This window comes from Mycobacterium sp. NGS49 (genome assembly GCF_059812565.1).
The window spans coordinates 129,273-149,862 of the sequence record NZ_JCALCX010000009.1 but is presented as its reverse complement, the minus strand read 5'-3'; the positions used below and the strand labels follow the sequence as shown (position 1 = coordinate 149,862).

The 20,590-nt window shown below is 67.6% G+C and carries 20 protein-coding genes, 2 tRNA genes and 1 pseudogene; 11 read left to right on the top strand and 12 right to left on the bottom strand.

The window, feature by feature from the left end; genetic code table 11:
- The first annotated feature begins 20 nt into the window (after positions 1-20).
- From AC5Y7D_RS11820 to AC5Y7D_RS11800, 5 genes are all read left to right on the top strand, one after another.
- The gene (locus tag AC5Y7D_RS11820) at positions 21-464 is read left to right on the top strand and encodes a nuclear transport factor 2 family protein (protein WP_499924109.1); all 444 of its coding nucleotides are present in this window, start codon (positions 21-23) and stop codon (positions 462-464) included.
- Positions 464-1,630, top strand: a complete 1,167-nt coding sequence (locus tag AC5Y7D_RS11815) for a sulfotransferase family protein (RefSeq protein WP_499924107.1) — start codon at positions 464-466, stop codon at positions 1,628-1,630. Before AC5Y7D_RS11820 ends, AC5Y7D_RS11815 begins: the two co-directional genes overlap by 1 nt.
- The gene (locus tag AC5Y7D_RS11810; RefSeq protein ID WP_499924106.1) at positions 1,627-2,871 is read left to right on the top strand and encodes a DUF1214 domain-containing protein; all 1,245 of its coding nucleotides are present in this window, start codon (positions 1,627-1,629) and stop codon (positions 2,869-2,871) included. Before AC5Y7D_RS11815 ends, AC5Y7D_RS11810 begins: the two co-directional genes overlap by 4 nt.
- A gap of 1 nt (position 2,872) precedes the next feature.
- Positions 2,873-3,703 (top strand): oxidoreductase, encoded by an 831-nt coding sequence (locus AC5Y7D_RS11805; RefSeq protein ID WP_499924104.1) that lies wholly within the window; start codon positions 2,873-2,875, stop codon positions 3,701-3,703.
- A 114-nt stretch (positions 3,704-3,817) separates the two neighbouring features.
- A complete protein-coding gene (locus AC5Y7D_RS11800; protein WP_499924103.1) occupies positions 3,818-3,988 on the top strand; it encodes a hypothetical protein in 171 nt (56 codons plus the stop codon).
- A gap of 182 nt (positions 3,989-4,170) precedes the next feature.
- On the opposite strand, the gene AC5Y7D_RS11795 is transcribed toward AC5Y7D_RS11800, so the two are convergent.
- Genes AC5Y7D_RS11795 through AC5Y7D_RS11780 form a run of 4 tightly spaced genes read right to left on the bottom strand, consistent with a single transcriptional unit; the run spans position 4,171 to position 7,058 of the window.
- On the bottom strand, positions 4,171-5,103 hold the full coding sequence (locus tag AC5Y7D_RS11795; RefSeq protein ID WP_499924181.1) for an NADP-dependent oxidoreductase: 933 nt from the start codon (positions 5,101-5,103) through the stop codon (positions 4,171-4,173).
- A gap of 5 nt (positions 5,104-5,108) precedes the next feature.
- Positions 5,109-5,792, bottom strand: a complete 684-nt coding sequence (locus AC5Y7D_RS11790; RefSeq protein ID WP_499924102.1) for a uracil-DNA glycosylase — start codon at positions 5,790-5,792, stop codon at positions 5,109-5,111.
- Positions 5,789-6,079, bottom strand: coding sequence for a DUF1330 domain-containing protein (locus AC5Y7D_RS11785; protein ID WP_499924099.1), 291 nt, complete (start codon positions 6,077-6,079; stop codon positions 5,789-5,791). The genes AC5Y7D_RS11790 and AC5Y7D_RS11785 overlap by 4 nt, the downstream gene beginning before the upstream one ends.
- 7 nt (positions 6,080-6,086) lie before the next feature.
- Complete coding sequence (locus AC5Y7D_RS11780) at positions 6,087-7,058, bottom strand: thiamine-phosphate kinase (protein ID WP_499924097.1); 972 nt, start codon at positions 7,056-7,058, stop codon at positions 6,087-6,089.
- Between the two features lie 85 nt (positions 7,059-7,143).
- On the opposite strand from AC5Y7D_RS11780, the gene AC5Y7D_RS11775 reads away from it, so the two are divergent.
- Complete coding sequence (locus tag AC5Y7D_RS11775) at positions 7,144-7,686, top strand: DUF3515 domain-containing protein (protein WP_499924096.1); 543 nt, start codon at positions 7,144-7,146, stop codon at positions 7,684-7,686.
- A gap of 44 nt (positions 7,687-7,730) precedes the next feature.
- Here AC5Y7D_RS11775 and AC5Y7D_RS11770 read toward each other — a convergent pair.
- The 3 genes and pseudogenes from AC5Y7D_RS11770 to AC5Y7D_RS11760 all read right to left on the bottom strand — a co-directional run.
- Positions 7,731-9,230 (bottom strand): annotated as a pseudogene (locus AC5Y7D_RS11770) (hypothetical protein); the annotation flags it as partial.
- 328 nt (positions 9,231-9,558) lie between these two features.
- Complete coding sequence (locus tag AC5Y7D_RS11765) at positions 9,559-10,668, bottom strand: D-alanine--D-alanine ligase family protein (protein ID WP_499924095.1); 1,110 nt, start codon at positions 10,666-10,668, stop codon at positions 9,559-9,561.
- A 94-nt stretch (positions 10,669-10,762) separates the two neighbouring features.
- Positions 10,763-11,770 carry an NAD(P)H-dependent glycerol-3-phosphate dehydrogenase gene (locus tag AC5Y7D_RS11760; RefSeq protein ID WP_499924093.1) on the bottom strand — a complete coding sequence of 336 codons (1,008 nt, stop codon included), beginning with the start codon at positions 11,768-11,770 and terminating at the stop codon, positions 10,763-10,765.
- A gap of 112 nt (positions 11,771-11,882) precedes the next feature.
- Here AC5Y7D_RS11760 and cofC point away from each other — a divergent pair, with 112 nt between their 5' ends.
- The 3 genes from cofC (at position 11,883) to mutT1 (ending at position 15,838) form a co-directional block, all read left to right on the top strand.
- Positions 11,883-12,530, top strand: coding sequence for a 2-phospho-L-lactate guanylyltransferase (cofC, locus tag AC5Y7D_RS11755; RefSeq protein ID WP_499924092.1), 648 nt, complete (start codon positions 11,883-11,885; stop codon positions 12,528-12,530).
- 80 nt (positions 12,531-12,610) lie between these two features.
- Complete coding sequence (locus AC5Y7D_RS11750; RefSeq protein ID WP_499924180.1) at positions 12,611-14,809, top strand: RNA degradosome polyphosphate kinase; 2,199 nt, start codon at positions 12,611-12,613, stop codon at positions 14,807-14,809.
- A gap of 72 nt (positions 14,810-14,881) precedes the next feature.
- Entirely contained in the window at positions 14,882-15,838 is a 957-nt protein-coding gene (mutT1, locus tag AC5Y7D_RS11745) for an 8-oxo-(d)GTP phosphatase MutT1 (protein WP_499924090.1), read from the top strand.
- 57 nt (positions 15,839-15,895) lie between these two features.
- On the opposite strand, the gene AC5Y7D_RS11740 is transcribed toward mutT1, so the two are convergent.
- The 3 genes from AC5Y7D_RS11740 to leuC form a co-directional block, all read right to left on the bottom strand.
- Positions 15,896-16,552 (bottom strand): HU family DNA-binding protein, encoded by a 657-nt coding sequence (locus AC5Y7D_RS11740; protein WP_499924088.1) that lies wholly within the window; start codon positions 16,550-16,552, stop codon positions 15,896-15,898.
- 212 nt (positions 16,553-16,764) lie between these two features.
- Complete coding sequence (leuD, locus tag AC5Y7D_RS11735) at positions 16,765-17,361, bottom strand: 3-isopropylmalate dehydratase small subunit (RefSeq protein ID WP_499924087.1); 597 nt, start codon at positions 17,359-17,361, stop codon at positions 16,765-16,767.
- 36 nt (positions 17,362-17,397) lie between these two features.
- Positions 17,398-18,825: a 3-isopropylmalate dehydratase large subunit gene (gene leuC / locus AC5Y7D_RS11730; RefSeq protein ID WP_499924085.1), complete on the bottom strand. Its 1,428-nt coding sequence runs from the start codon at positions 18,823-18,825 to the stop codon at positions 17,398-17,400.
- Positions 18,826-18,905: 80 nt separating this feature from the next.
- Between leuC and AC5Y7D_RS11725 the strand changes: the two genes are divergently transcribed.
- Positions 18,906-19,607 (top strand): IclR family transcriptional regulator, encoded by a 702-nt coding sequence (locus tag AC5Y7D_RS11725; protein WP_499924083.1) that lies wholly within the window; start codon positions 18,906-18,908, stop codon positions 19,605-19,607.
- Positions 19,608-19,727: 120 nt separating this feature from the next.
- The gene (locus tag AC5Y7D_RS11720; RefSeq protein WP_499924082.1) at positions 19,728-20,240 is read left to right on the top strand and encodes a PPOX class F420-dependent oxidoreductase; all 513 of its coding nucleotides are present in this window, start codon (positions 19,728-19,730) and stop codon (positions 20,238-20,240) included.
- An 18-nt stretch (positions 20,241-20,258) separates the two neighbouring features.
- On the opposite strand, the gene AC5Y7D_RS11715 is transcribed toward AC5Y7D_RS11720, so the two are convergent.
- Together AC5Y7D_RS11715 and AC5Y7D_RS11710 are read right to left on the bottom strand one after the other, a co-directional pair.
- Positions 20,259-20,331: transfer RNA gene (locus AC5Y7D_RS11715), tRNA-Glu, on the bottom strand.
- Positions 20,332-20,400: 69 nt separating this feature from the next.
- Positions 20,401-20,475 (bottom strand) — tRNA-Gln (locus AC5Y7D_RS11710).
- Positions 20,476-20,590 lie beyond the last annotated feature (115 nt).

Sequence of the window (20,590 nt, the reverse complement as noted above, 5' to 3'; positions counted from 1 at the left end):
TGCAGCCGAGGTGGTTCCACGTGAGTGATAGCGCATTAGCGATCACCAACCTGATCTACACCTACGCCCAACTCCTCGACGGCGGCGACCTGGACGGGGTAGCCCGGCTCTTCGAGCATGGCCGCATCTGCGGAGTGGAGGACGGCCCGCCTGAGACGGTGTTCGCCGGATCCGGCCGGGTGCGCCAGATGTATGAGATGGCCACGCGGATCTACGAGGACGGCACCCCCAAGACCAAGCACAACACCACCAACGTGCAGCTGCACATCGATGAGGCCGCGGGAACCGCAAACAGCACGTCGTATTACTGCGTTACGCAGGCCACCCCCGAACTGCCGCTGCAGGTGATCGTCACCGGCCACTACAAGGACACCTTCCACCGGCTCGACGGCGTGTGGTGGTTCGACAGCCGCACGATGTTCGTCGACCAGGTTGGCGACGTCAGCCAGCATCTGAAGTTCTAGTGGTGACGCCGTTCGACGCCGCGGCGGTGCTGGCTGAGGCGCAACGCAGGGAGTCGCTGACCGACTGGGGCCCAGGCGAATTCGAGCGTCCGCTCGCCGTGCTGCTGAATGACTATGCGCAAGCCGAGCTCAACGCCGTCGGCATGCACATCCTGCGCTCCGGGATCGTGCACAGCCTGCGGATGCGGCTGCGGACTCAGGAATGGATCCGTCGCCACCCCGAAATCCTCGACGAGCAGGTCGCGGCGCCGATCGTCGTCGTCGGAATGATGCGCAGCGGAACCACTCTCGTACAACGGCTGCTGGCGGCCGACCCGCGTTTCCTGTGCGCCTACGGCTGGGAGGTGGTCGAGGTCGCGCCCAAGCTCGGCGAGACGTTCACCGCCACCGACCCCCGAATCGCGATCAGCGAAGCGCGCGAGGCGAAGTCGCGAGAACTCGCGCCCGACCTGTTCACCATCCATCCGATGTACGCGCGGGAAGCCGAGGAGGAGATCGTCTTCCTGGCCGACGCGTTCCTGTCCCACGTCCCCGAGTCGGGCGCACACCTGCCGCATTACCGGAGTTGGCTGGACGAGCAGGACTTCGCGCCGGCCTACGACTACCTGCACCGCATGTTGCAGTTCCTGCAGTGGCAGAAGCGGCAACGGGGTGTGCCGGGCCAACGCTGGGTGCTGAAGTCACCTGCGCATCTGGGGTATCTGGATCTGTTGCGGGCCAGGTTTCCCGACCTGCACCTCGTTCACATGCACCGTGACCCGCGCACCACGATCGCCTCAGGGGCCAGCCTGAACGCGACATTGCACGCGATGCACGCCGACACGGTCGACCCGCACCGGGTGGGTGCCCAGTGGTTGCAACGGATGGGGTGGACGAACGACCGGGCGATGGCCAGCCGGGACGGATGGGACCCGGGGTGTGTCACCGACATTCACTTCGACGACGCGGTGGCCGATCCGATCGGGCAGGTCGCCCGCGTCTACGACGCCATCGATGTGCCGCTGACCAGCCACGCGCAGGACGCTATGCGGCACTGGCTGGAGGTGCGCCCGCGCGAAGGCGCGCGGCCGCCCTACCGGCTGGCCGACTTCGGCCTGCGCCCCGAGCAGGTCGACGAACGATTCGCGGAGTACAACAAGCGCTTTCGAGACAGGAGCAGCGTATGACCGACCACCCGGTCGCCACGGCAGCCCAGCACGAACAGGAACTGGCCGCACTCGAGTTGATCGAGCACCCCACCGTCAAGGCCGCCTACGGCGACGTCGCGCAGACGTGGCTGGGCCGCGCCAGGGCATCGGATGCGATGCGCGAGCGGTTCGACGACGCGTTCGCCGAGGTGATGTTCTCGGCGGCGGTGTGGTCGTCCAATCAGGACAAGCTGCGCCCGAAGGTCAGCTGCATCACCCGCTTGGCGCACCCCGTGGAGGGCCGGCGCATTCCCGGATCCCGTTGGGGCATCGACAATCCGGACAGCGTATACCGGGTGATCCCGATCTCCGGCGACGAGCGCTACGAGATCTACGGCCGGGTCGGTGAGCACCGGATGACCGAGAACTACTTCACGCTGTGGGACGCGCACATGGGCACGGTCGACGTGCTCAACGGCCGCACCATGCGCCTCGACTCCGACGGCAGCTTCACCATCACCGTCGACTCCGACCCGGCCAACGGCCGGCCCAACCATGTGCGCAGCACCCCGCAGGCACACGAGTTCTATATTCGCGACGTGTTACTGGACTGGGAGCGCGACAACCCCAATCACGTTGAGATAAAGCGCCTTGGCGGCGCCCCGTCGACGCCGGCCCGCACCCGCGACGAGCAGGCGGAGTCGACGGCATCGATGATGGCATACTTCGCGAACTTCACCGGCAAGCTCAGCCACGGCGTGTACAAGATGCCGGCCAACCAGTTCGACCTGGCCTGGTCCGCGGACACCGACGGCGCGATGCGCAACCAGTTCTATGTCATGGGCCGCTTCGACCTGGCACCGGACGAGGCGTTCGTAGTGGACCTCAACGATGGCGGCGCCGAGTACTTCACGGTGCCGCTGAGCAACATCTGGGGCACAACGCTGGACATCATCGACCGCACGGGCAGCCTCAACAAGGCACAGTCGGTGGCGAATGAGGACGGGACCTACACCTACGTGATCGCACCGGAGGATCCCGGCGTGGCCAACTGGATCGACACCGACGGACTGCGCGAGGCCATCCTGACGCTGCGGATGGCCGAATTCGGCGAGACCGGACCACGTGCGGGCCTCGGCGCGCACGGTCGGGTGGTGAAGCTGGATCGCCTCGACGCCGAGGTGTCGCACCTGCCGCGGGTGAGCTCCGAACAGCGGGCGGCCGAACTCGCTGACCGGCGGGCAGCGTATCTCCGGCGGCTTCCGGAAGGGACGGCCTGAGATGGCACGCTGGTTGGTGACGGGGTGCTCCACCGGGTTCGGCCGCGAGATCGCCCGTGGCGCTTTGGAAGCGGGCCACAGCGTGGCGGTCACAGCACGACGGGCCGAGGCGGTGCAGGACTTCGCCGACGAGTTCGGCGGTCGCGCACTGGCGCTGGCACTCGACGTGACCGACGCGGGCCAGATCACGGCCGCGGTCGACGCCGCCGAGCGCGCTTTCGGTGGGATCGACGTGCTGGTCAACAACGCCGGCCACGGCTACCTGTCGGCGGTCGAGGAGGGCGAGGACGCCGAGGTGCGGAAGCTGTTCGACGTCAACTACTTCGGGGCAGTCGACATGATCAAGGCCGTACTGCCGGCGATGCGCGCCCGTCGTGCCGGCCACATCGTCAACATCTCGTCGATGACCGGCCTGGTGGCCAACCCGCCCAACGCCTACTACTCGTCTACGAAGTTCGCGCTGGAAGCGGTGACCGAAGCCCTGGCCGCCGAGGTCCGCCCGCTCGGGATCAAGGTGACGGCCATCGAACCCGGAGCGTTCCGCACCGACTGGGCGAGCCGGTCGATGAAGGAGACCGGCACACCGATCGCCGATTACGCCGACGTCGCCGCGCGCAAGGACCTCATCAAGCAGTTCGCCGATCACCTGCCGGGCGATCCGCGCAAGGTCGCCGAGGCGGTACTCATGGTCACCCAACTCGACGATCCCCCATTGCGGCTGCTGCTGGGCCGCGACGTGCTCAAAGCGATGCGCGACAAGATCTCCGCGCTGTCGGCCTCGATCGAGGAATGGAAGGCCGTGACGAAAGATGTGAATTTCCCGGGCAGTTAGGTCATTTCGTCGAGGAACACCACGTGCTTGTCCGGGCTGTCGCGGTCGATGCGCAGCGAGTTGGCCGGGAAATCCGGATCGGGATAGCCCACCGCGAGTCCGCACAGGATGCGCATGTCAGCGGCGATGCCCACCGAGTCCGCGAGCGGTCAAGGCCAGCAGCAGGTTCTGCAGGAACATCCCGACACGACACCGCCCAGCGGGGCGCGGAAGAACTACCAGTTGCGCAGCACGGCTTCCGCGCGCCCGGCGGCGTCGTCGCGGGCAATACCCATCGCGCCGTAGACTTTCGCGCCCAGTTCACGCCGCAGGTGGGCGAAGCCGGGCGGCAGTTGCGGAACCCTGGGCGGCTCGGACCGGGCTCGACCAGGGCTCGCGGCGCCGGCTGAGACAGGAACATGCGGGTGGACCGGCGCCGGCGAATGGTTTCCTCGAGGTCGTACACGCCCTCCAACCTGACAGCGTCGTCAGTCGCGGACGACGAGGACGGTCTTGCCGGGCCGCCGGCCCGGGCGCAGACCGCTTTCGAACGCTTCCCGTCCCTGCGCGAGCGGAAAGGTCCGGGCGATCTCGACGCGCAGTCGGCCGCCGTCGACGAGGGCAGCGAGTTCGGTGAGCTGGCCCCGATCGGCTGTGACGATGAAGAACGTTGCGATCACGCCGAATTCGTCGGCCTTGCCGGGTGGCGGTGGCGCGCTCAGGGTCACCAGCCGTCCACCCCGGCGCAGGACTCCGTAGGAGCGGTCCAGGGTCTGGCCGCCGACGGTGTCGATCACGACGTCGTAGCCGGCCCCCGCGTCGTCGAATGCCGCTGTGCGCGTATCGATGACACGGCCGGCGCCAAGTTCTCCGACCAGTCCTGCGGTGTCACTGCGCACGGTGGCGGTGACGTCGGCGCCGAGTCGCGCCGCAAGCTGCACGGTCAGGGCCCCGACGCCACCGGCCCCGCCGTGCACCAGCACTGCCTCCCCGGGCCGCACCGCCGCGTGCTCGACCAGAGCCTGCAGCGCGGTCAACCCCGCCAACGGCAACGCCGCCGCGACGGCGTGGGTCACGGTGGACGGTTTGGCGGCAAGATCGGCCGCCGGCATCGCAACGAATTCTGCTGCGGCGCCGTCACGCTCGAACCCGACCAGCCCGTAGACCTCGTCACCGGCCCGCAGATCCGTGACGTCCGGTGCCGTCTGGGCGACCACGCCCGATACCTCGTGCGACACGATGGACGGCGCCCGACTCAGACCATCCCGCGTCCAGGTCTCCTCCCAGGTCAATTCGTCGAACGTGATGGCAGCGGCATGCACGGCCACCAACACTTCGCCCGCTGCCGGCACCGGCACCGGCACCGTGTCCACGGTCAGCACCTCCGGGCCACCGCGATGTTGTGCGCGCAGCGCCGTCATCTGGGTCACGCGAGCCGCCAATCGACCGGATCGGCGCCCATGTCGACGAGCAGTTCGTTCGCGCGACTGAACGGCCGCGACCCGAAGAAGCCGCGCGAAGCCGACAGCGGCGAGGGGTGCGGCGATTCGATGGCAACACAGTTTCCGTCCGCCAGCATCGGTTTGAGAGTAGACGCGTCGCGCCCCCACAGAATCGCCACCAGCGGCTGCTCGCGCGCCGCCAGCGCCCGAATCGCGCACTCCGTCACCGCTTCCCAGCCCTTGCCCCGATGCGACGCCGGAGTGCCGGGCCGCACCGTGAGCACTCGGTTGAGCAGCATCACGCCGCGCTGCGCCCAGGGCGTCAGGTCACCGCAGGAAGGCTGCGGGAACCCGAGGTCTGTGGCGTACTCGTCGAAAATGTTGGACAGGCTGCGCGGCAACGGACGGACCTCGGGCGCCACCGAGAAGCTCAGGCCGACGGCGTGACCGGGTGTGGGATAGGGATCCTGTCCGACGATGAGCACCCTGACGTTGTCGAACGGAAAAGTGAAAGCGCGCAATACGTTCGGCCCGGCCGGCAGGTACCGTCGGCCGGCCGCGATCTCGTCGCGCAGGAACTGTCCCATCTGGCCCACCTGCTCGGACACCGGCGCCAGCGCCGTCGCCCAGCCCTGTTCGACGAGTTCGCTCAACGGGCGCGCGGTCATTGCAGTCCCTTCACCAGCAGCACTACGCTATCGGCGCCGGCCCGCCGGTCCTTCGAAATCTCCTGGTATTCCGGCGATTGCGCCCACGCCCGGAAGGCCGCCTCGTCGGGAAAGGACATGAGCACCACCTTCTCGCGGCCCCAGTCCCCTTCGACCACCTGGGGTGCCTCGTCGGCGGCCAGCACCGTTCCGGAGTAACGGCGGAAGACGCCCATGAATCCTGCCTGATACCGGTCGTAGGCCGCTCGATCGGTGAATCGAAGCTGAGCGATCGCGTAGACGGTCATCGTCGGCTTACCCTCCCTCGAACGACTGCCAACCCGCGTATCCTTCCCAATCCCGACCGTCGATGAGCACTCGGGCCGGACCGTCGAGGACCTGACCGATCGTCCGCCAACCGGGCGGAACCGTATCGGCGAAACATGCCACCAAGGCGTGATCTTCGCCGCCGCCGAGCACCCACGCCCAGGGGTCCGCGCCGACGGCGTCGGCAGCCTGTGCCACCGCGTCGCGGTCAAGAGCCAGTGCCTCGGTGGACAGGTCGATTCCCACCCCGGACGCTTCGGCGACGTGTCGCAGGTCGGCCACCAGCCCGTCGGAGACGTCGATCATCGCCATCGCCCCGCCGGCGGCGGCCACCGCCCCCTCGCCGTACGGCGGCAATGGCACCAGGTGCCGGTGGCGAAGCCCCTGGAAATCGTCGATTTCTTTGTGCCACAGGGCATATCCAGCAGCAGAGCGCCCCAGCTCACCGGCCACGGCAACCACCGAGCCGGGCCGCGCACCGGACCGCAACACCGGCGCCCGACCCTCGAGATCGCCGAGCACCGTGACGGACACGACCCACTGCGGACAGCTGACCAGATCACCCCCGGCGATACCGGCACCGACCCTTTCCGCTTCGTCCCACATGCCGTCGGCCAGCGCGATCGCCTGATCGGTCGGCGTGGCGCCGGGCGCCCCGAACCCCACCACGAAGGCGGTGGGCCGGGCACCCATCGCTTCGATGTCGGCGGCATTCTGGGCGATCGCTTTGCGTCCGACGTCGTATGGGGTCGACCAGTCCAGCCGAAAGTGCCGATCCTGCACCAACATATCGATCGACACCACGGTGCGTTCGTCGCTGCCCGACACCACCGCGCCGTCGTCGCCGGGGCCGAGTGTGACTGCTGCGGGTTGCCGACGGTCCCGTACCAAACGCTCGATCACTGCGAACTCACCGGATTGCTCCAGGGTTGGCGATTCCCCCGACGCGTCGTCGCGCACGCCACCTCCAAGGCCGCAGTCGGGTCGTCCGGCCTGCGATAAGTTGGTCCCTGCCCGCGCCAGTGTATGAGATGGGAGGTGGCAGGTGTCCGACCCGGACGGCCCGCCCCGCTCGGTACTGATCGCGGCGCTTGGGCTGGCCGTGGCCGCAATCGGAGGAATTCTGGTCTTCGCGGTCGCCCGCCAGTCACCGCGGCAACCGGTTGTCGTGCCCGCTCAGCCCGCGCCGCAGGCCGCCAACCCGGCCTGCCAGGCGCTGATCGCGGCTTTGCCGCAACGACTGGGGGACTTCGAGCGCGCCGCGGTGGCGCAACCGGTGCCCGAAGGTGCGTTCGCCTGGCGGTCGGCGGCCGACAAAGAGCCGTTAATCATGCGCTGCGGGATGAAACGGCCGGACGAATTCGTGGTGGGGTCGCCGATCCAGGGCGTCGACCGGGTGCAGTGGTTCAGGGTGGCTTCGCAGTCGGCCGGTGACGCGGGCACGTCCACCTGGTACACGGTGGATCGTTCGGTGTACGTCGCCCTGACGTTGCCGGCGGGATCAGGCCCCGAACCGATTCAAGAACTTTCCGCTGTCATCGACCGCACAATCGCCGCGGTACCGATCGACCCGGCGCCGGTTCGGTGAAGTTTGGCTGGATCCGGCGCTGAAGCTGGCGGCCGAGCCGGACATCACGTGCCGTCAGGGCCATTCTGGCCGTGGGCGCCCGGCGTGCCGGCGCCGCCGGTGCCACCCGGGCCGCCGGCAGCGCCGACGCCGCCGTCACCAGGCGTACCGGGATCCCCGGGAGTACCGTCGGGGTCCCCACCAGGGCCGCCGTCGCCGTGCATGCCACCCGCACCACCGTTGCCGCCATTGCCACCGTTGCCTGCGGGGTCCCCATAGAAGGGGTCGGTGAATCCTCCGGCGCCGCCGATGCCACCGGCACCGCCGATGCTGCCGTTGCCGCCGTTGCCGCCCGAGCCGGAGAGGGCGCTGGCGCTGCCGCCGGTACCACCGCTGCCACCGGCGGCGCCGGCACCGCCGTTACCGCCAAACCCGCCATTGACACCGCCGATCGTGCTGCCGGAGCCGTCTCCAGCCTTGCCGCCTTCACCACCGGCCCCGGCGTTGCCCCCGGTCGCACCATCTCCGCCGGAGCCGGAGATAGCGGCACCGCCGGCACCACCGTTGCCACCCGCGGCTCCGGAACCGCCATCGCCACCGTTGCCGGCCGCACCGAAGGGCGAGCCCCCGGTTGCGCCGGCACCACCCGCACCGCCATAACCGCCGTCACCGGCCGCTCCGCCGTTGCCGCCGGAGCCCGTGGTGGCGCTACCGCCGACACCGCCATTGCCACCGGCGGCGCCGGAACCGCCCTTACCGCCACTACCGCCGTTATCGCCGGTTTGGTCGCCGGAGTAAGTGCCGACACCGCCATTGCCTCCGGCACCGCCGTAGCCGCCGTCACCGGCGGCCCCGCCGACACCGCCATTGCCCGACCCCAGCGCCGCGCCGCCGCCACCGCCGGCACCGCCGGCACCGGCGTTGCCGCCGGCACCGCCTTTACCCCCATCGCCGCCTTTGCCGGCCTGGGCATCGCCACCGTCACCACCATTGGCGGCGTTGCCACCGATCCCGCCGCGGCCGGCGGCGCCGCCGTCACCGCCGTTGCCTGACCCGTTGGCCGCGCCGCCGATCCCGCCGGCGCCGCCTGCGCCGCCATGGCCGGCGTTGCCGGCGCCCCCGCCGAATCCAGCATTGCCTCCGCCGGCGCCCCCGCCGGTGCCGCCATGACCGCTGTTGCCGCCGTCACCGGCGACTCCGCCGGTCCCGCCGAGCCCACCGTTGCCTGAGTTCAGGGCGGCGCCGCCGGCGCCGCCAAGGCCGCCGAGGCCGCCATCACCGGCGTTGCCTCCGACACCGCCTGTACCGCCGAGGCCTTGGAGGGAAAGACCGCCGGCTTGGCCACCGATGCCGCCGTCGCCGCCGGACCCGCCTACGCCGGCGGCGCCGCCCGAGGTGCCGGCGCCGCCGACGGTGCCGGCCCCATCGCTGCCTTGACCGCCGGCAGTACCGGTCGCGCCGTTGCCGCCGCGGCCGCCGTTGCCGCCGTTGCCGATCGCCCCGCCGTTGCCGCCGGCCCCGGCGTCGCCGCCGTTGCCGCCGTCGCCGCCGTCACCCGAGATCGAACCGACCCGGCAGCACTCACCTCGGACCCGATCCCACGCAAGTCCGAGGCCGCCGCCGACAAGAATTCCGGTGCCACTACAACAAAAGACGACATGATCAACTCCCAGCAAAGTGCCTGCAACAAATGAGCGGCGAATTAGCGGGAGAAGGTACAGCCCGATTACTCGATACGTGGACCCTACGCCCCGCGCTCACCCACCACACCCAAAACGCAAATCGCCGATGCCACAAGAAAATCAGCGCGGTCAGGCGTCAGGAGTTCTCCCGGTCGTCGATGGCACCATCGCGGCGTTGCCGATCGGCTGCGGACCGCCTGCCAGCGAACTACTAGCGCAGACCCACGCCGCGGGCCAGGGCGGTCTCCACCATCGTTGCCAGCAGCGTCGGGTAATCCACGCCGCTGGCCGCCCACATCCGCGGGTACATCGAGATGGTGGTGAACCCCGGCATCGTGTTGATCTCGTTGATCACCGGGCCGGCATCGGTGAGGAAGAAGTCGACGCGGGCCAGACCCTGGCAGTCGATGGCGCCGAACGCACGAATTGCCAACTGGCGCACCGTATCCGCGACGTCGTCGTCGACCTTGGCGGGCACGTCCAATTCGGCCGCGTCGTCCAGATATTTGGTCTCGAAGTCATAGAAGGAGTCTTCGCGCCCGCGTACGCCGGCCACCCGGATCTCCCCGAGCGTGCTGGCTTCGATGGCGCCGTCCGGCATTTCGAGGACACCGCATTCCAGCTCACGGCCGTGGACGGCCGCCTCGACGATGACCTTGGGGTCGTGGCGACGGGCCGCGGCGAGCGCGGCAGGCAGATCATCCCAGGCCGCCACCCGGCTCACGCCGATCGACGATCCGCCCCGCGCGGGCTTGACGAACACCGGCAGGCCCAACCGTTCGCGTTCCTCGGGGTGCAGCGTTGATTGGGAGCGCCGCAGAACCGTGTACGCGCCGACCGGAAGTCCCTCGGCGACGAGCAGTTTCTTGGTGAACTCCTTGTCCATCCCGGCGGCACTGGCCAGTACGCCGGCGCCCACATACGGGACACCGGCGAGTTCGAGCAGCCCCTGAATGGTGCCGTCCTCACCATAGGGGCCGTGCAGCACCGGGAACACCACGTCGACGGAGTCCAATATCTCGGAGGCGCCGGGGGCCAACGAGATCAGCTGCCCGCCCCGCTGGGGGCTGGCCGGCAACGCCAGCTCGGTCCCCGAATCGGCGCTCACTGCGGGCAATCGACGGTCGGTGATGGCCAGCGCGGCGGGATCGCCGTCGGTCAGCACCCAGGAGCCTTCCGGCGTGATGCCGATCGCGACGACGTCGAACCGATGCGGATCCAGGTTGCGCAGTATGCTGCCCGCTGACACGCACGAGATGGCGTGCTCGTTACTGCGCCCGCCGAAAACAACGGCGACGCGAACACGGTTGCTGGCAGTCACAACCTAGAGAGGCTACCGGGTCGGGGGCGCGACGGCCGGTTCGGCGACCTCGAGCGGCGGCATTCGGTGCCGTCGCAGGGTCCGGCGTCGCAGATCACTCAGGTTTGGGACTACGGCCCAGCAGCAGGGCGATCGCCTCGTTCACCGACAGCCCCTTGTGACAGACGCGGTGCACGGCGTCGGTGAGCGGCATTTCGACGTCGTAGCTGGACGCCAGCGCCAGCACCGACTCGCACGACGTCACACCTTCGACGACGTGACCGTCCTTGCCGTGCAGGGCCGTTTCCATGGTGTCGCCGCGGCCCAGCCGCTCGCCCAGCGACCGGTTGCGCGAATACGGAGACGTGCAGGTTGCAACCAGGTCGCCGACTCCGGCCAGGCCCGCCAGCGTGGTCCCCTTGGCACCCAGCGCCAGCCCCAGTCGCATGATCTCCGCCAGACCGCGGGTGATGATGGCCGCCGCGGTGTTCTCCCCCAGACCGACGCCCACCGCCATGCCGCACGCCAGCGCGATGACGTTCTTGCATGCCCCGCCGATCTCGGTGCCCACCACGTCGGAGTTGGTATAGGGGCGGAAGTAGCCACTGTTCAAGAACCGTTGCAGCGCCACGGCGCGTCCGGAGTCGCTGCAGGCGATGACGGTGGCGGCGGGCTGGCTCTGCGCGATCTCACTGGCCAGATTCGGCCCCGAGATCACCGCAACCTGAGAGGTGTCCGCTCCGGTGACCGACACGATCACCTGACTCATTCGCATCAACGTGTCCAGCTCGATGCCCTTGGCCAGGCTGACCAGCGTCGCCCCGTCCGCCCACATGCCGTTCCACTGTTCGAGATTGGCCCGCATGGTCTGGGCCGGCACCCCCAGCAGCACCGTCGTCGCGCCGGAGAGGGCCTCCTCCGCGTCGTTGGTCGCGCGGATGCCGGCCGGAAGCAACGTACCGGGAAGGTAGTCGGGGTTGTACCGGGTGGAATTGATCTTGTCGGCGACGTCCTTGCGCCGCGCCCACAGCGTGACCTCGCCACCGGCGTCGGCGAGCACCTTTGCCAGCACCGTGCCCCATGCACCGGCACCCATCACCGCGACGGTCCCCGTACCGGCCATCCACCACCCCCACTGTCGTTGCGGCAACTGCAGCCGATAAACATTAGACCCAGCCACCGGCCGCCGTCACGTCCGCGTGTCCGCGCTGAAGCGACGCTGGCAGGATGAGCGCATGGGCGGCGCACGCGGGGATGTCGGACTGATCATCGCCGTCAAGCGACTGGCCGCCGCCAAGACCAGGCTGGCTCCGGTGTTTTCCGCGCCGGCGCGAGAGAGTGTGGTGCTGGCGATGCTGATCGACACGCTCAGCGCGGCAACGCGGGTGAGTTCGCTGCGCTCGATCACCGTCATCACCCCCGACGAAACGGCGGCGGCGGCGGCCGGCGACCTCGGAGCGCAGGTCATGCCGGACCCCACACCGGCGGACGACCCCGATCCGCTCAACAGCGCCATCGCCTCCGCAGCCCGGGCGGTGACCGATTCGGTCCCGAATATCGTTGTCTTGCAAGGAGATTTGCCCGCCCTGCAGACGCAAGAACTCACCGAGGCGATCTCGGCCGCCCGTCACCACCAGCGCAGCTTCGTCGCGGACAGACTGGGCACCGGCACCTCGGTGCTGTGCGCGTTCGGCACCGCGCTCGACCCCCGATTCGGGTCGGATTCAGCCGCACGACACCGGCGTTCGGGCGCTATCGAGCTGACCGGAGCCTGGCCGGGCCTGCGCTGCGATGTCGACACACCGGCCGACCTGGCGGCCGCCCGCCGGCTCGGCGTGGGACCTGCGACCGCACGCGCCATCGCGAACCGCTACGCGAGGTGAGGGATCTAAGGCGACCGGGCGGTGAATGGCGTGCCAACGCCAGATAGATCTGCGCCGACCGCTGGCAGCATCGCCACGCAATAGGCAATGATCGCAGGGTGACCGAAATCGAAGCCACCCCAGAGGCAGAGGCCCGTCCCGACGACCACATTTGGCACGCTGGGGACTCGGCTCTGACGGCGCCGCCCGCAGCGACCCCCGCCGCGATCAAGAATGCGTTGCCCGAAGAGCGCTACCTCAACCGGGAGCTGAGCTGGCTCGATTTCAACGCGCGGGTTCTCGCGCTCGCCGACGACAACTCGATGCCGCTGCTCGAGCGCGCCAAATTCCTGGCGATCTTCGCCTCCAATCTCGATGAGTTCTACATGGTTCGAGTCGCCGGCCTGAAACGCCGCGACGAGATGGGGCTGTCGGTCCGCTCAGCAGACGGGTTGACGCCGCGCGAACAGCTGCGCCGCATCGGTGAGCAGACCCAACACCTCGCCAGCCGGCACGCGCGCGTGTTCCTCGATTCGGTCGTTCCCGCACTCGAGGAAGAAGGCATCTATATCGTCACGTGGGCCGACCTGGACGAGGCTGAGCGAGAGCATTTATCGACCTATTTCCACGAACAGGTCTTTCCCGTCCTGACGCCGCTGGCCGTCGACCCCGCCCACCCCTTCCCTTTCGTGAGCGGACTGAGCCTGAACCTGGCGATCACGGTGAAGCAACCCGAGGACGGCACCCGGCACTTCGCGCGCGTCAAGGTGCCCGACAACGTGGGCCGGTTCGTCGAACTCGAACCCGACGGCGACGAGGATGAGGATCAGGTGGCCGTCCGCTTCCTGCCGATGGAGGAGCTGATCGCGGCTTTCCTGCCGGTGCTCTTCCCGGGTATGGAAATCGTGGAGCACCACGCGTTTCGGATCACCCGCAATGCCGATTTCGAGGTGGAAGAGGATCGCGACGAGGACCTGTTGCAGGCGCTCGAGCGTGAATTGGCCAGGCGGCGGTTCGGTTCACCGGTGCGGCTGGAAGTGGCCGACGACATGACCGAAGGCATGCTGGAGCTGTTGCTACGCGAGCTCGACGTCCATCCCGGTGATGTCATCGAAGTTCCTGGGCTGCTGGATCTGTCGTCGTTGTGGCAGATCTACGGCGTCGACCGGCCCGCGCTCAAGGACCGGGCCTTCGTACCCGCCACCCACCCGGCCTTCGCCGACCGCGAGACCCCCAAGAGCATCTTCGCCACCCTGCGCGAAGGCGATGTGCTGGTGCACCACCCCTACGACTCGTTCTCCACGAGCGTGCAGCGGTTCATCGAACAGGCCGCAGCCGATCCGAACGTGCTCGCGATCAAGCAGACGCTGTACCGCACCTCCGGGGATTCCCCGATCGTGCGGGCACTGATCGACGCCGCCGAAGCCGGAAAGCAAGTAGTGGCAATGGTTGAGATCAAGGCGCGGTTCGACGAGCAGGCCAACATCCGCTGGGCGCGGACCCTTGAGCAGGCGGGCGTGCATGTCGTGTACGGGTTCGTCGGGCTCAAGACACACTGCAAGACCTGCCTGGTGGTCCGTCGCGAAGGACCCCATATTCGGCGTTACTGCCACGTGGGAACGGGCAACTACAACGGCAAGACGGCACGGCTTTACGAGGACGTGGGGCTGCTGACCGCCGACCCCAACATCGGTGCCGACCTGACCGACCTGTTCAACACGTTGACCGGCTACTCCCGAAAATTGACGTACCGCAACCTGTTAGTGGCGCCGCACGGCATCCGCACCGGCATCATCGAGCGGGTCGAACGCGAGATCGAAGCGCACCGCCGGGGCAACGACGGCCGAATCCGGCTGAAGATGAACGCCCTCGTCGACGAACAGGTCATCGACGCGCTCTACCGTGCGTCGCAGGCCGGGGTGCGGGTGGAGGTGGTGGTGCGCGGCATCTGTGCCCTGCGCCCGGGTGCCGAAGGTCTTTCCGAGAACATCTTCGTCCGCTCCATTCTGGGCCGTTTCCTGGAACATTCGCGAATTCTGCATTTCAAGGCCATCGACGAGTTCTGGATCGGCAGTGCCGACATGATGCACCGCAATCTGGACAGGCGCGTCGAGGTCATGGCTCAGGTCAAAGACCCGCGGTTGACCGCACAATTGGGTGATCTGTTCGAGTCGGCGCTCGACCCGTCCACCCGGTGCTGGGAACTCGGTTCCGACGGACAGTGGACGGCGGCGCCGCAGGAAGGCGAGAGCGTACGCGACCACCAGGCTTCTCTGATGGAGCGGCATCGCAGCCCATAACACTCTGGCGTCTCCGCGGAACCACATCCACCAGCACGAGCGGCCTGGCCGAATTGACCTGCAGGAGTGAAGGTGCCGATCCAGAACTCGTCGGACCGTCGACGCCCGGGAAACCGGGTCGTGTACGCGGCCGGCGCGGTGTTGTGGCGGCCCGGTCGGGGAACACGGGCGAAATCGGGATCCAGACCGGTTGAGGTCGCCGTGATCCACCGGCCCCGCTACGACGACTGGTCGCTGCCCAAAGGCAAAGTCGACCCGGGCGAGACGTCACCGGTCGCTGCCGTGCGCGAGGTGCTGGAAGAGACCGGGCACCACAGTCATCTGGGCAGGCGCCTGTCCACCATCACCTACCCGGTCGACCAAGGCGTCAAGCGAGTGCACTACTGGGCGGCACGCAGCACCGGTGGCCAATTCGCACCCGGGCACGAGGTCGACGAGCTCACCTGGCTGCCGGTCGCCGAGGCCATGAAGAAGCTGGACTATGGGCAGGACCGAAAGGTGCTGCGGCGGTTTGTCAAACAGCCTCCGGACACCAAGACGGTGCTGGTGGTGCGACACGGCACCGCGGGCAGCAAGTCACGCTACCGCGGTGACGACACCAAACGCCCGTTGGACAAGAAGGGACGCGCGCAGGCCGAGGCACTGGTGGCCCAGTTGCTGGCGTTCGGCGCCGACCGCGTATACGCGGCCGACCGGGTGCGATGCCATCAGACGGTTGAGCCGTTGGCCGCGGAGCTGGGCGTCGATATTCGTAACGAACCCAACCTGACTGAAGAGGCCTACGCCAAGAACGCCAAGCGTGGTCGGCAGCGGATGTTGCAAATCGCCGAACGGGCCGGCACACCCGTGATCTGCACGCAGGGCAAGGTTATTCCGGACCTCATCGCTTGGTGGTGCGACCGCGACGGAGTGCGTCCCGACAAGTCGCGCAACCTCAAGGGCAGCACCTGGGTGCTGTCGCTCTCGTCGGGCCGGCTTATCGCCGCCGACCACATCGGCGGTGCGCTGGCCGCGAATGTACGCGCCTGACAAGCGAATACCCTCCGTGGGCAGTGCTGCCCGCCGGAGGGTATCTGCGTAGGGGAACTACTTGCGGCCGCGCCGTGTGCTCGCAGCCTTCTTGGCCGGAGCCTTCTTGGCCGGAGCCTTGGTCGCAGCCTTCTTGGCCGGAGCCTTGGTGACGGCCTTCTTGGCCGGAGCCTTGGTGACGGCCTTCTTGGCCGGAGCCTTGGTGACGGCCTTCTTGGCCGGCGCCTTGGTCGCAGCCTTCTTGGCCGGCGCCTTGGTCGCAGCCTTCTTGGCCGGCGCCTTGGTCGCAGCCTTCTTGGCCGGCGCCTTGGTCGCGGCCTTCTTGGCCGGCGCCTTGGTCGCCGCCTTCTTGGCCGGCGACTTCTTGGCCGCAGCCTTCTTGGCCGCACTCGCCACCACGCCGCGCTTCACCGCAGGGCCCTCGGCCGGGAGCTTTTGTGCGCCAGCCACAACCGCCTTGAATTGAGCTCCTGGACGGAACGCCGGGACAGACGTGGGCTTCACTTTCACCGTCTCACCGGTGCGCGGGTTGCGGGCTACGCGAGCCGCGCGCCGACGCTGTTCGAAGACACCGAAACCGGTAATGGTGACGCTGTCACCCTTGTGGACCGCGCGCACAATCGTGTCGACGACATTCTCGACTGCGGCGGTCGCCTGCCGACGATCTGAGCCCAATTTCTGTGTGAGCACATCTATGAGCTCTGCTTTATTCATCCAACCCTCCGAAGCCAGTGGTCCTCGTTTGGAACCGACTAGTGCTCTACGGTAAACCCTAGGCTGGCAAATTGCCAAGAGCCACGCGCAATTTCAGACCGCAATGGCCGTCCGTAGGCCGCCATTCTCGCAATCCGATTGCCGCCCTTGGCCCGTGGTGCCGACGCGAAATGGCCCCGGTTTGGCGCACGAATTCGGCGCCGTCCGACCCTTCAGGAGGTCGGCACTGTGCGCGGTTTCCAAGCCGGACGAGCCACCTCGAATGCTTCGATTTCGTCGAGTTTCCGCAGCGTAAGGCCTATATCGTCCAGTCCGTTAAGCAATCGGTAAGCGGTGTGATCGTCAATCCTGAACGGCAACACCGTCGTTCCCGCGGTGATATTTCGATCCTGAAGATTGACAGTGATTTCCAGCCCCGGACTCTGCTCGATGAGCTTCCAGAGAAGTTCGACACCGTCCTGGTCAACTTCGGCCGCCAACAGCCCGGCCTTGCCGGCGTTGCCGCGAAAAATGTCACCGAACCGAGACGAGATAACCACCCGGAATCCGTAGTCCATCAGCGCCCAGACCGCATGCTCGCGCGAGGATCCCGTGCCGAAATCCGGTCCGGCAACCAGGACTGAGCCACGATCAAAGGGGCTCATATTGAGCACGAAAGACGGATCCGAGCGCCAGCTCGCAAACAAGCCGTCCTCGAAACCGGTTCGGGTGACCCGCTTCAGGTAGACCGCGGGAATGATCTGATCGGTGTCGACATTGGACCGCCGCAGCGGCACGCCGATTCCGGTGTGGGTGTCAAAGGCTTTCATGCTCTTCCCCTAATTCTGGATGTGAATTCATCTCGGCTAGTTCAAATCCGTCGGCGCGGAAAGCTTGCCGCGCACCGCGGTGGCGGCAGCGACCGCCGGAGAAACCAGGTGCGTGCGACCGCCCTTGCCCTGCCGCCCTTCGAAATTGCGGTTGGATGTCGCGGCACACCGCTCCCCGGGCGCAAGCTGATCGGGGTTCATCCCCAGGCACATCGAGCACCCGGCCTGCCGCCACTGCGCGCCCGCGGCGGTGAAGATGTCACCGAGCCCCTCTGCTTCAGCCTGCGCCCGAACCCGCATGGAGCCGGGCACCACGAGCATCCGCACACCCGGAGCCACCTTGCGACCACGCAGAATATCGGCCACCACGCGCAGGTCCTCGATCCGGCCATTGGTGCAGGACCCGACGAACACGGTGTCGACCGCAACGTCGCGCATCGCCATTCCGGGCCGAAGGTCCATGTATGCCAACGCTTTCTCGGCGGCCTGGCGCTGCGCGTCGTCGGTCATCAGCTCCGGGTCGGGCACGGCGGCGCTCAACGGCACACCCTGGCCCGGATTGGTGCCCCAGGTGACGAACGGGCTCAGCGAGGCCGCATCCAGGTATACCTCGGTGTCGAAAACCGCTCCGGGATCGGTGCGCAGCTGCCGCCAGTACGCCACAGCGGCGTCCCAGTCCGCGCCAGTGGGCGCGTGCGGACGGCCACGCAAGAATTCAAACGTCGTCTCGTCCGGCGCCACCATGCCGGCCCGTGCGCCGGCCTCGATACTCATGTTGCAGATCGTCATCCGGCCTTCCATGGACAGCGATTCGATGGCACTGCCCCGGTATTCGATGACGTGCCCCTGCCCGCCGCCGGTGCCGATCTTGGCGATCAACGCAAGAATGACGTCTTTGGCGGTCACGCCGGCAGGCAGTTCACCGTCGACGTTGACCGCCATCGTCTTGAACGGGCGCAGCGGCAGCGTCTGGGTGGCAAGCACATGTTCGACCTCAGAGGTGCCGATACCCATTGCAATGGCACCGAATGCACCGTGGGTAGAGGTGTGGCTGTCGCCACACACAATCGTCATCCCCGGTTGGGTGAGGCCCAATTGCGGTCCGACGACGTGCACGATGCCCTGGTCGATATCGCCCATCGGGTGCAGCCGGACACCGAATTCCGCGCAATTGCGCCGCAAGGTCTCGACCTGCGTGCGTGACACCGGGTCGGCGATCGGCTTGTCGATGTCGATGGTCGGGACGTTGTGGTCTTCGGTGGCGATCGTCAGATCGGTGCGCCGTACCGGCCGGCCGGCCAACCGTAGACCGTCGAATGCCTGCGGACTGGTGACCTCGTGCACCAGATGCAGATCGATGTAGATCAGGTCCGGTGCTTCGCTGCCGCCGGACACCACAACATGGTCGTCCCACACCTTCTCGGCCATGGTCCGCGGCCGGGCGGCATCTGTGTCGACTGACATCCTTGCCTCGATTCGCTCATCTACGGCTCGCCGCTCGATCCGGGCTGGAATCTCACTATACGAGACGCTAGTATCTCTCTGTGAGACAGCATAGCGGCATCGGCGTCCTGGACAAAGCCGTCGGCATACTGCACGCGATCGCGCAATCACCCTGTGGGCTGGCAGAACTGTGCGAACGCACCGGGCTGCCCAGGGCCACCGCCTACCGCCTGGCGGCCGCGCTCGAGGTGCACCGCTTGGCCGGCCGCGACGAGGACGGCCGCTGGCGGCTCGGGCCCGCGGTCACCGAACTCGCGGCCCACGTCAGCGACCCGCTACTGGCCGCGAGCGCCGCGGTGCTTCCCCAACTGCGAGAGACCACCGGCGAAAGCGTCCAGTTGTACCGGCGCGAGGGCACCTCCAGGGTCTGTATCGCCGCACTGGAACCACCTGCGGGGCTTCGCGATACGGTTCCGGTAGGCGCGCGGCTACCGATGACCGCGGGCTCGGGGGCCAAGGTGCTGCTGGCCCACAGCGACCCAGCCACCCAGAAGGCGGTGCTGCCCAAGGCGATGTTCACCGACCGGGTGCTGGCCGAGGTGCGCAAGCGAGGATGGGCGCAGAGCGTCGCCGAGCGGGAACCGGGCGTGGCAAGCGTGTCGGCGCCGGTGCGCGACGGACGCGGCGTTGTGGTGGCGGCGATCTCGGTGTCCGGTCCGATCGATCGGATGGGACGGCGACCCGGCGCGCGTTGGGCCGCTGACCTTCTGGCCGCCGCCGATGCGCTGACGCGGAGGCTGTAGGGACTCGCCTGCCGCGCCCAGGCTGCATCCAGGGCCAGCGACCACGGCACTCTCGCGCACTGAGCACAGGCTCAGCGCCGCCGGTGCAGACCCGATTTCGGGGCCTGACACACTGACGCCATGGGAACGAATCAGCGCGCGAGCATCGTCATGTCGGAGGACGAGATCACCGACTTCGTCAACAACAGTCGGACCGGGACGCTGGCCACCATCGGGCCGGACGGACAGCCGCACCTGACGGCCATGTGGTACGCGGTGGTGGACGGCGAGATCTGGCTGGAAACCAAGGCCAAGTCCCAGAAGGCGGTCAACCTCAAACGCGACCCGCGGGTCAGCTTCCTGCTCGAAGACGGCGACACGTACGACACCCTGCGCGGAGTCTCGTTCGAGGGCGTGGCCGAGATCGTGGACGACCCCGACGCGCTGCACCGGGTCGGAGTCAGCGTGTGGGAGCGCTATACCGGCCCTTACAGCGACGACATGAAGCCTTTCGTCGACCAGATGATGAACAAGCGCGTCGGCGTCCGCATCGTCAGCCGGCGGTCTCGGTCCTGGGACCACCGCAAGCTCGGCCTGCCGAGCATGCCGGTGGGGGGTACCACTGCGCCGGCCGCGAAAGGCGGCGGCCAGTAGCCGCAGAATTCGTTTTTGTAGCCCCGATGGGATTCGAACCCACGCTACCGCCGTGAGAGGGCGGCGTCCTAGGCCGCTAGACGACGGGGCCAGAAACGATCCGAGCAGTCAGCATAGCTCAACCCGGATACCCCGCCTAATCGCTAAATCAGGTGGAGCTTGGCTGGGGTACCAGGACTCGAACCTAGAATGGCTGAACCAGAATCAGCTGTGTTGCCAATTACACCATACCCCATTGACGACCTAAAACAGCTGGTCAGCACGCATTTCCCGGGTTAGCACCCGCGTCCTGGCGCCGCTGAGGTCAGCCGCTGTAAGCCTTTCAAAGCCGCAGTGCAGACTACCAAAGA

Bases quoted from the DNA above. Each gene is read 5' to 3' on its own strand.
- cofC (WP_499924092.1), top strand. From the start codon at position 11,883: ATGGGCGGCGCACGCGGGGATGTCGGACTGATCATCGCCGTCAAGCGA.
- AC5Y7D_RS11790 (WP_499924102.1), bottom strand. From the start codon at position 5,792: ATGACCGCGCGCCCGTTGAGCGAACTCGTCGAACAGGGCTGGGCGACG.
- AC5Y7D_RS11800 (WP_499924103.1), top strand. From the start codon at position 3,818: ATGTCAGCGGCGATGCCCACCGAGTCCGCGAGCGGTCAAGGCCAGCAG.
- AC5Y7D_RS11810 (WP_499924106.1), top strand. From the start codon at position 1,627: ATGACCGACCACCCGGTCGCCACGGCAGCCCAGCACGAACAGGAACTG.
- AC5Y7D_RS11760 (WP_499924093.1), bottom strand. From the start codon at position 11,770: ATGGCCGGTACGGGGACCGTCGCGGTGATGGGTGCCGGTGCATGGGGC.
- AC5Y7D_RS11720 (WP_499924082.1), top strand. From the start codon at position 19,728: ATGGGAACGAATCAGCGCGCGAGCATCGTCATGTCGGAGGACGAGATC.
- AC5Y7D_RS11795 (WP_499924181.1), bottom strand. From the start codon at position 5,103: ATGACGGCGCTGCGCGCACAACATCGCGGTGGCCCGGAGGTGCTGACC.
- AC5Y7D_RS11740 (WP_499924088.1), bottom strand. From the start codon at position 16,552: ATGAATAAAGCAGAGCTCATAGATGTGCTCACACAGAAATTGGGCTCA.
- AC5Y7D_RS11785 (WP_499924099.1), bottom strand. From the start codon at position 6,079: ATGACCGTCTACGCGATCGCTCAGCTTCGATTCACCGATCGAGCGGCC.
- leuD (WP_499924087.1), bottom strand. From the start codon at position 17,361: ATGAAAGCCTTTGACACCCACACCGGAATCGGCGTGCCGCTGCGGCGG.
- AC5Y7D_RS11805 (WP_499924104.1), top strand. From the start codon at position 2,873: ATGGCACGCTGGTTGGTGACGGGGTGCTCCACCGGGTTCGGCCGCGAG.
- leuC (WP_499924085.1), bottom strand. From the start codon at position 18,825: ATGTCAGTCGACACAGATGCCGCCCGGCCGCGGACCATGGCCGAGAAG.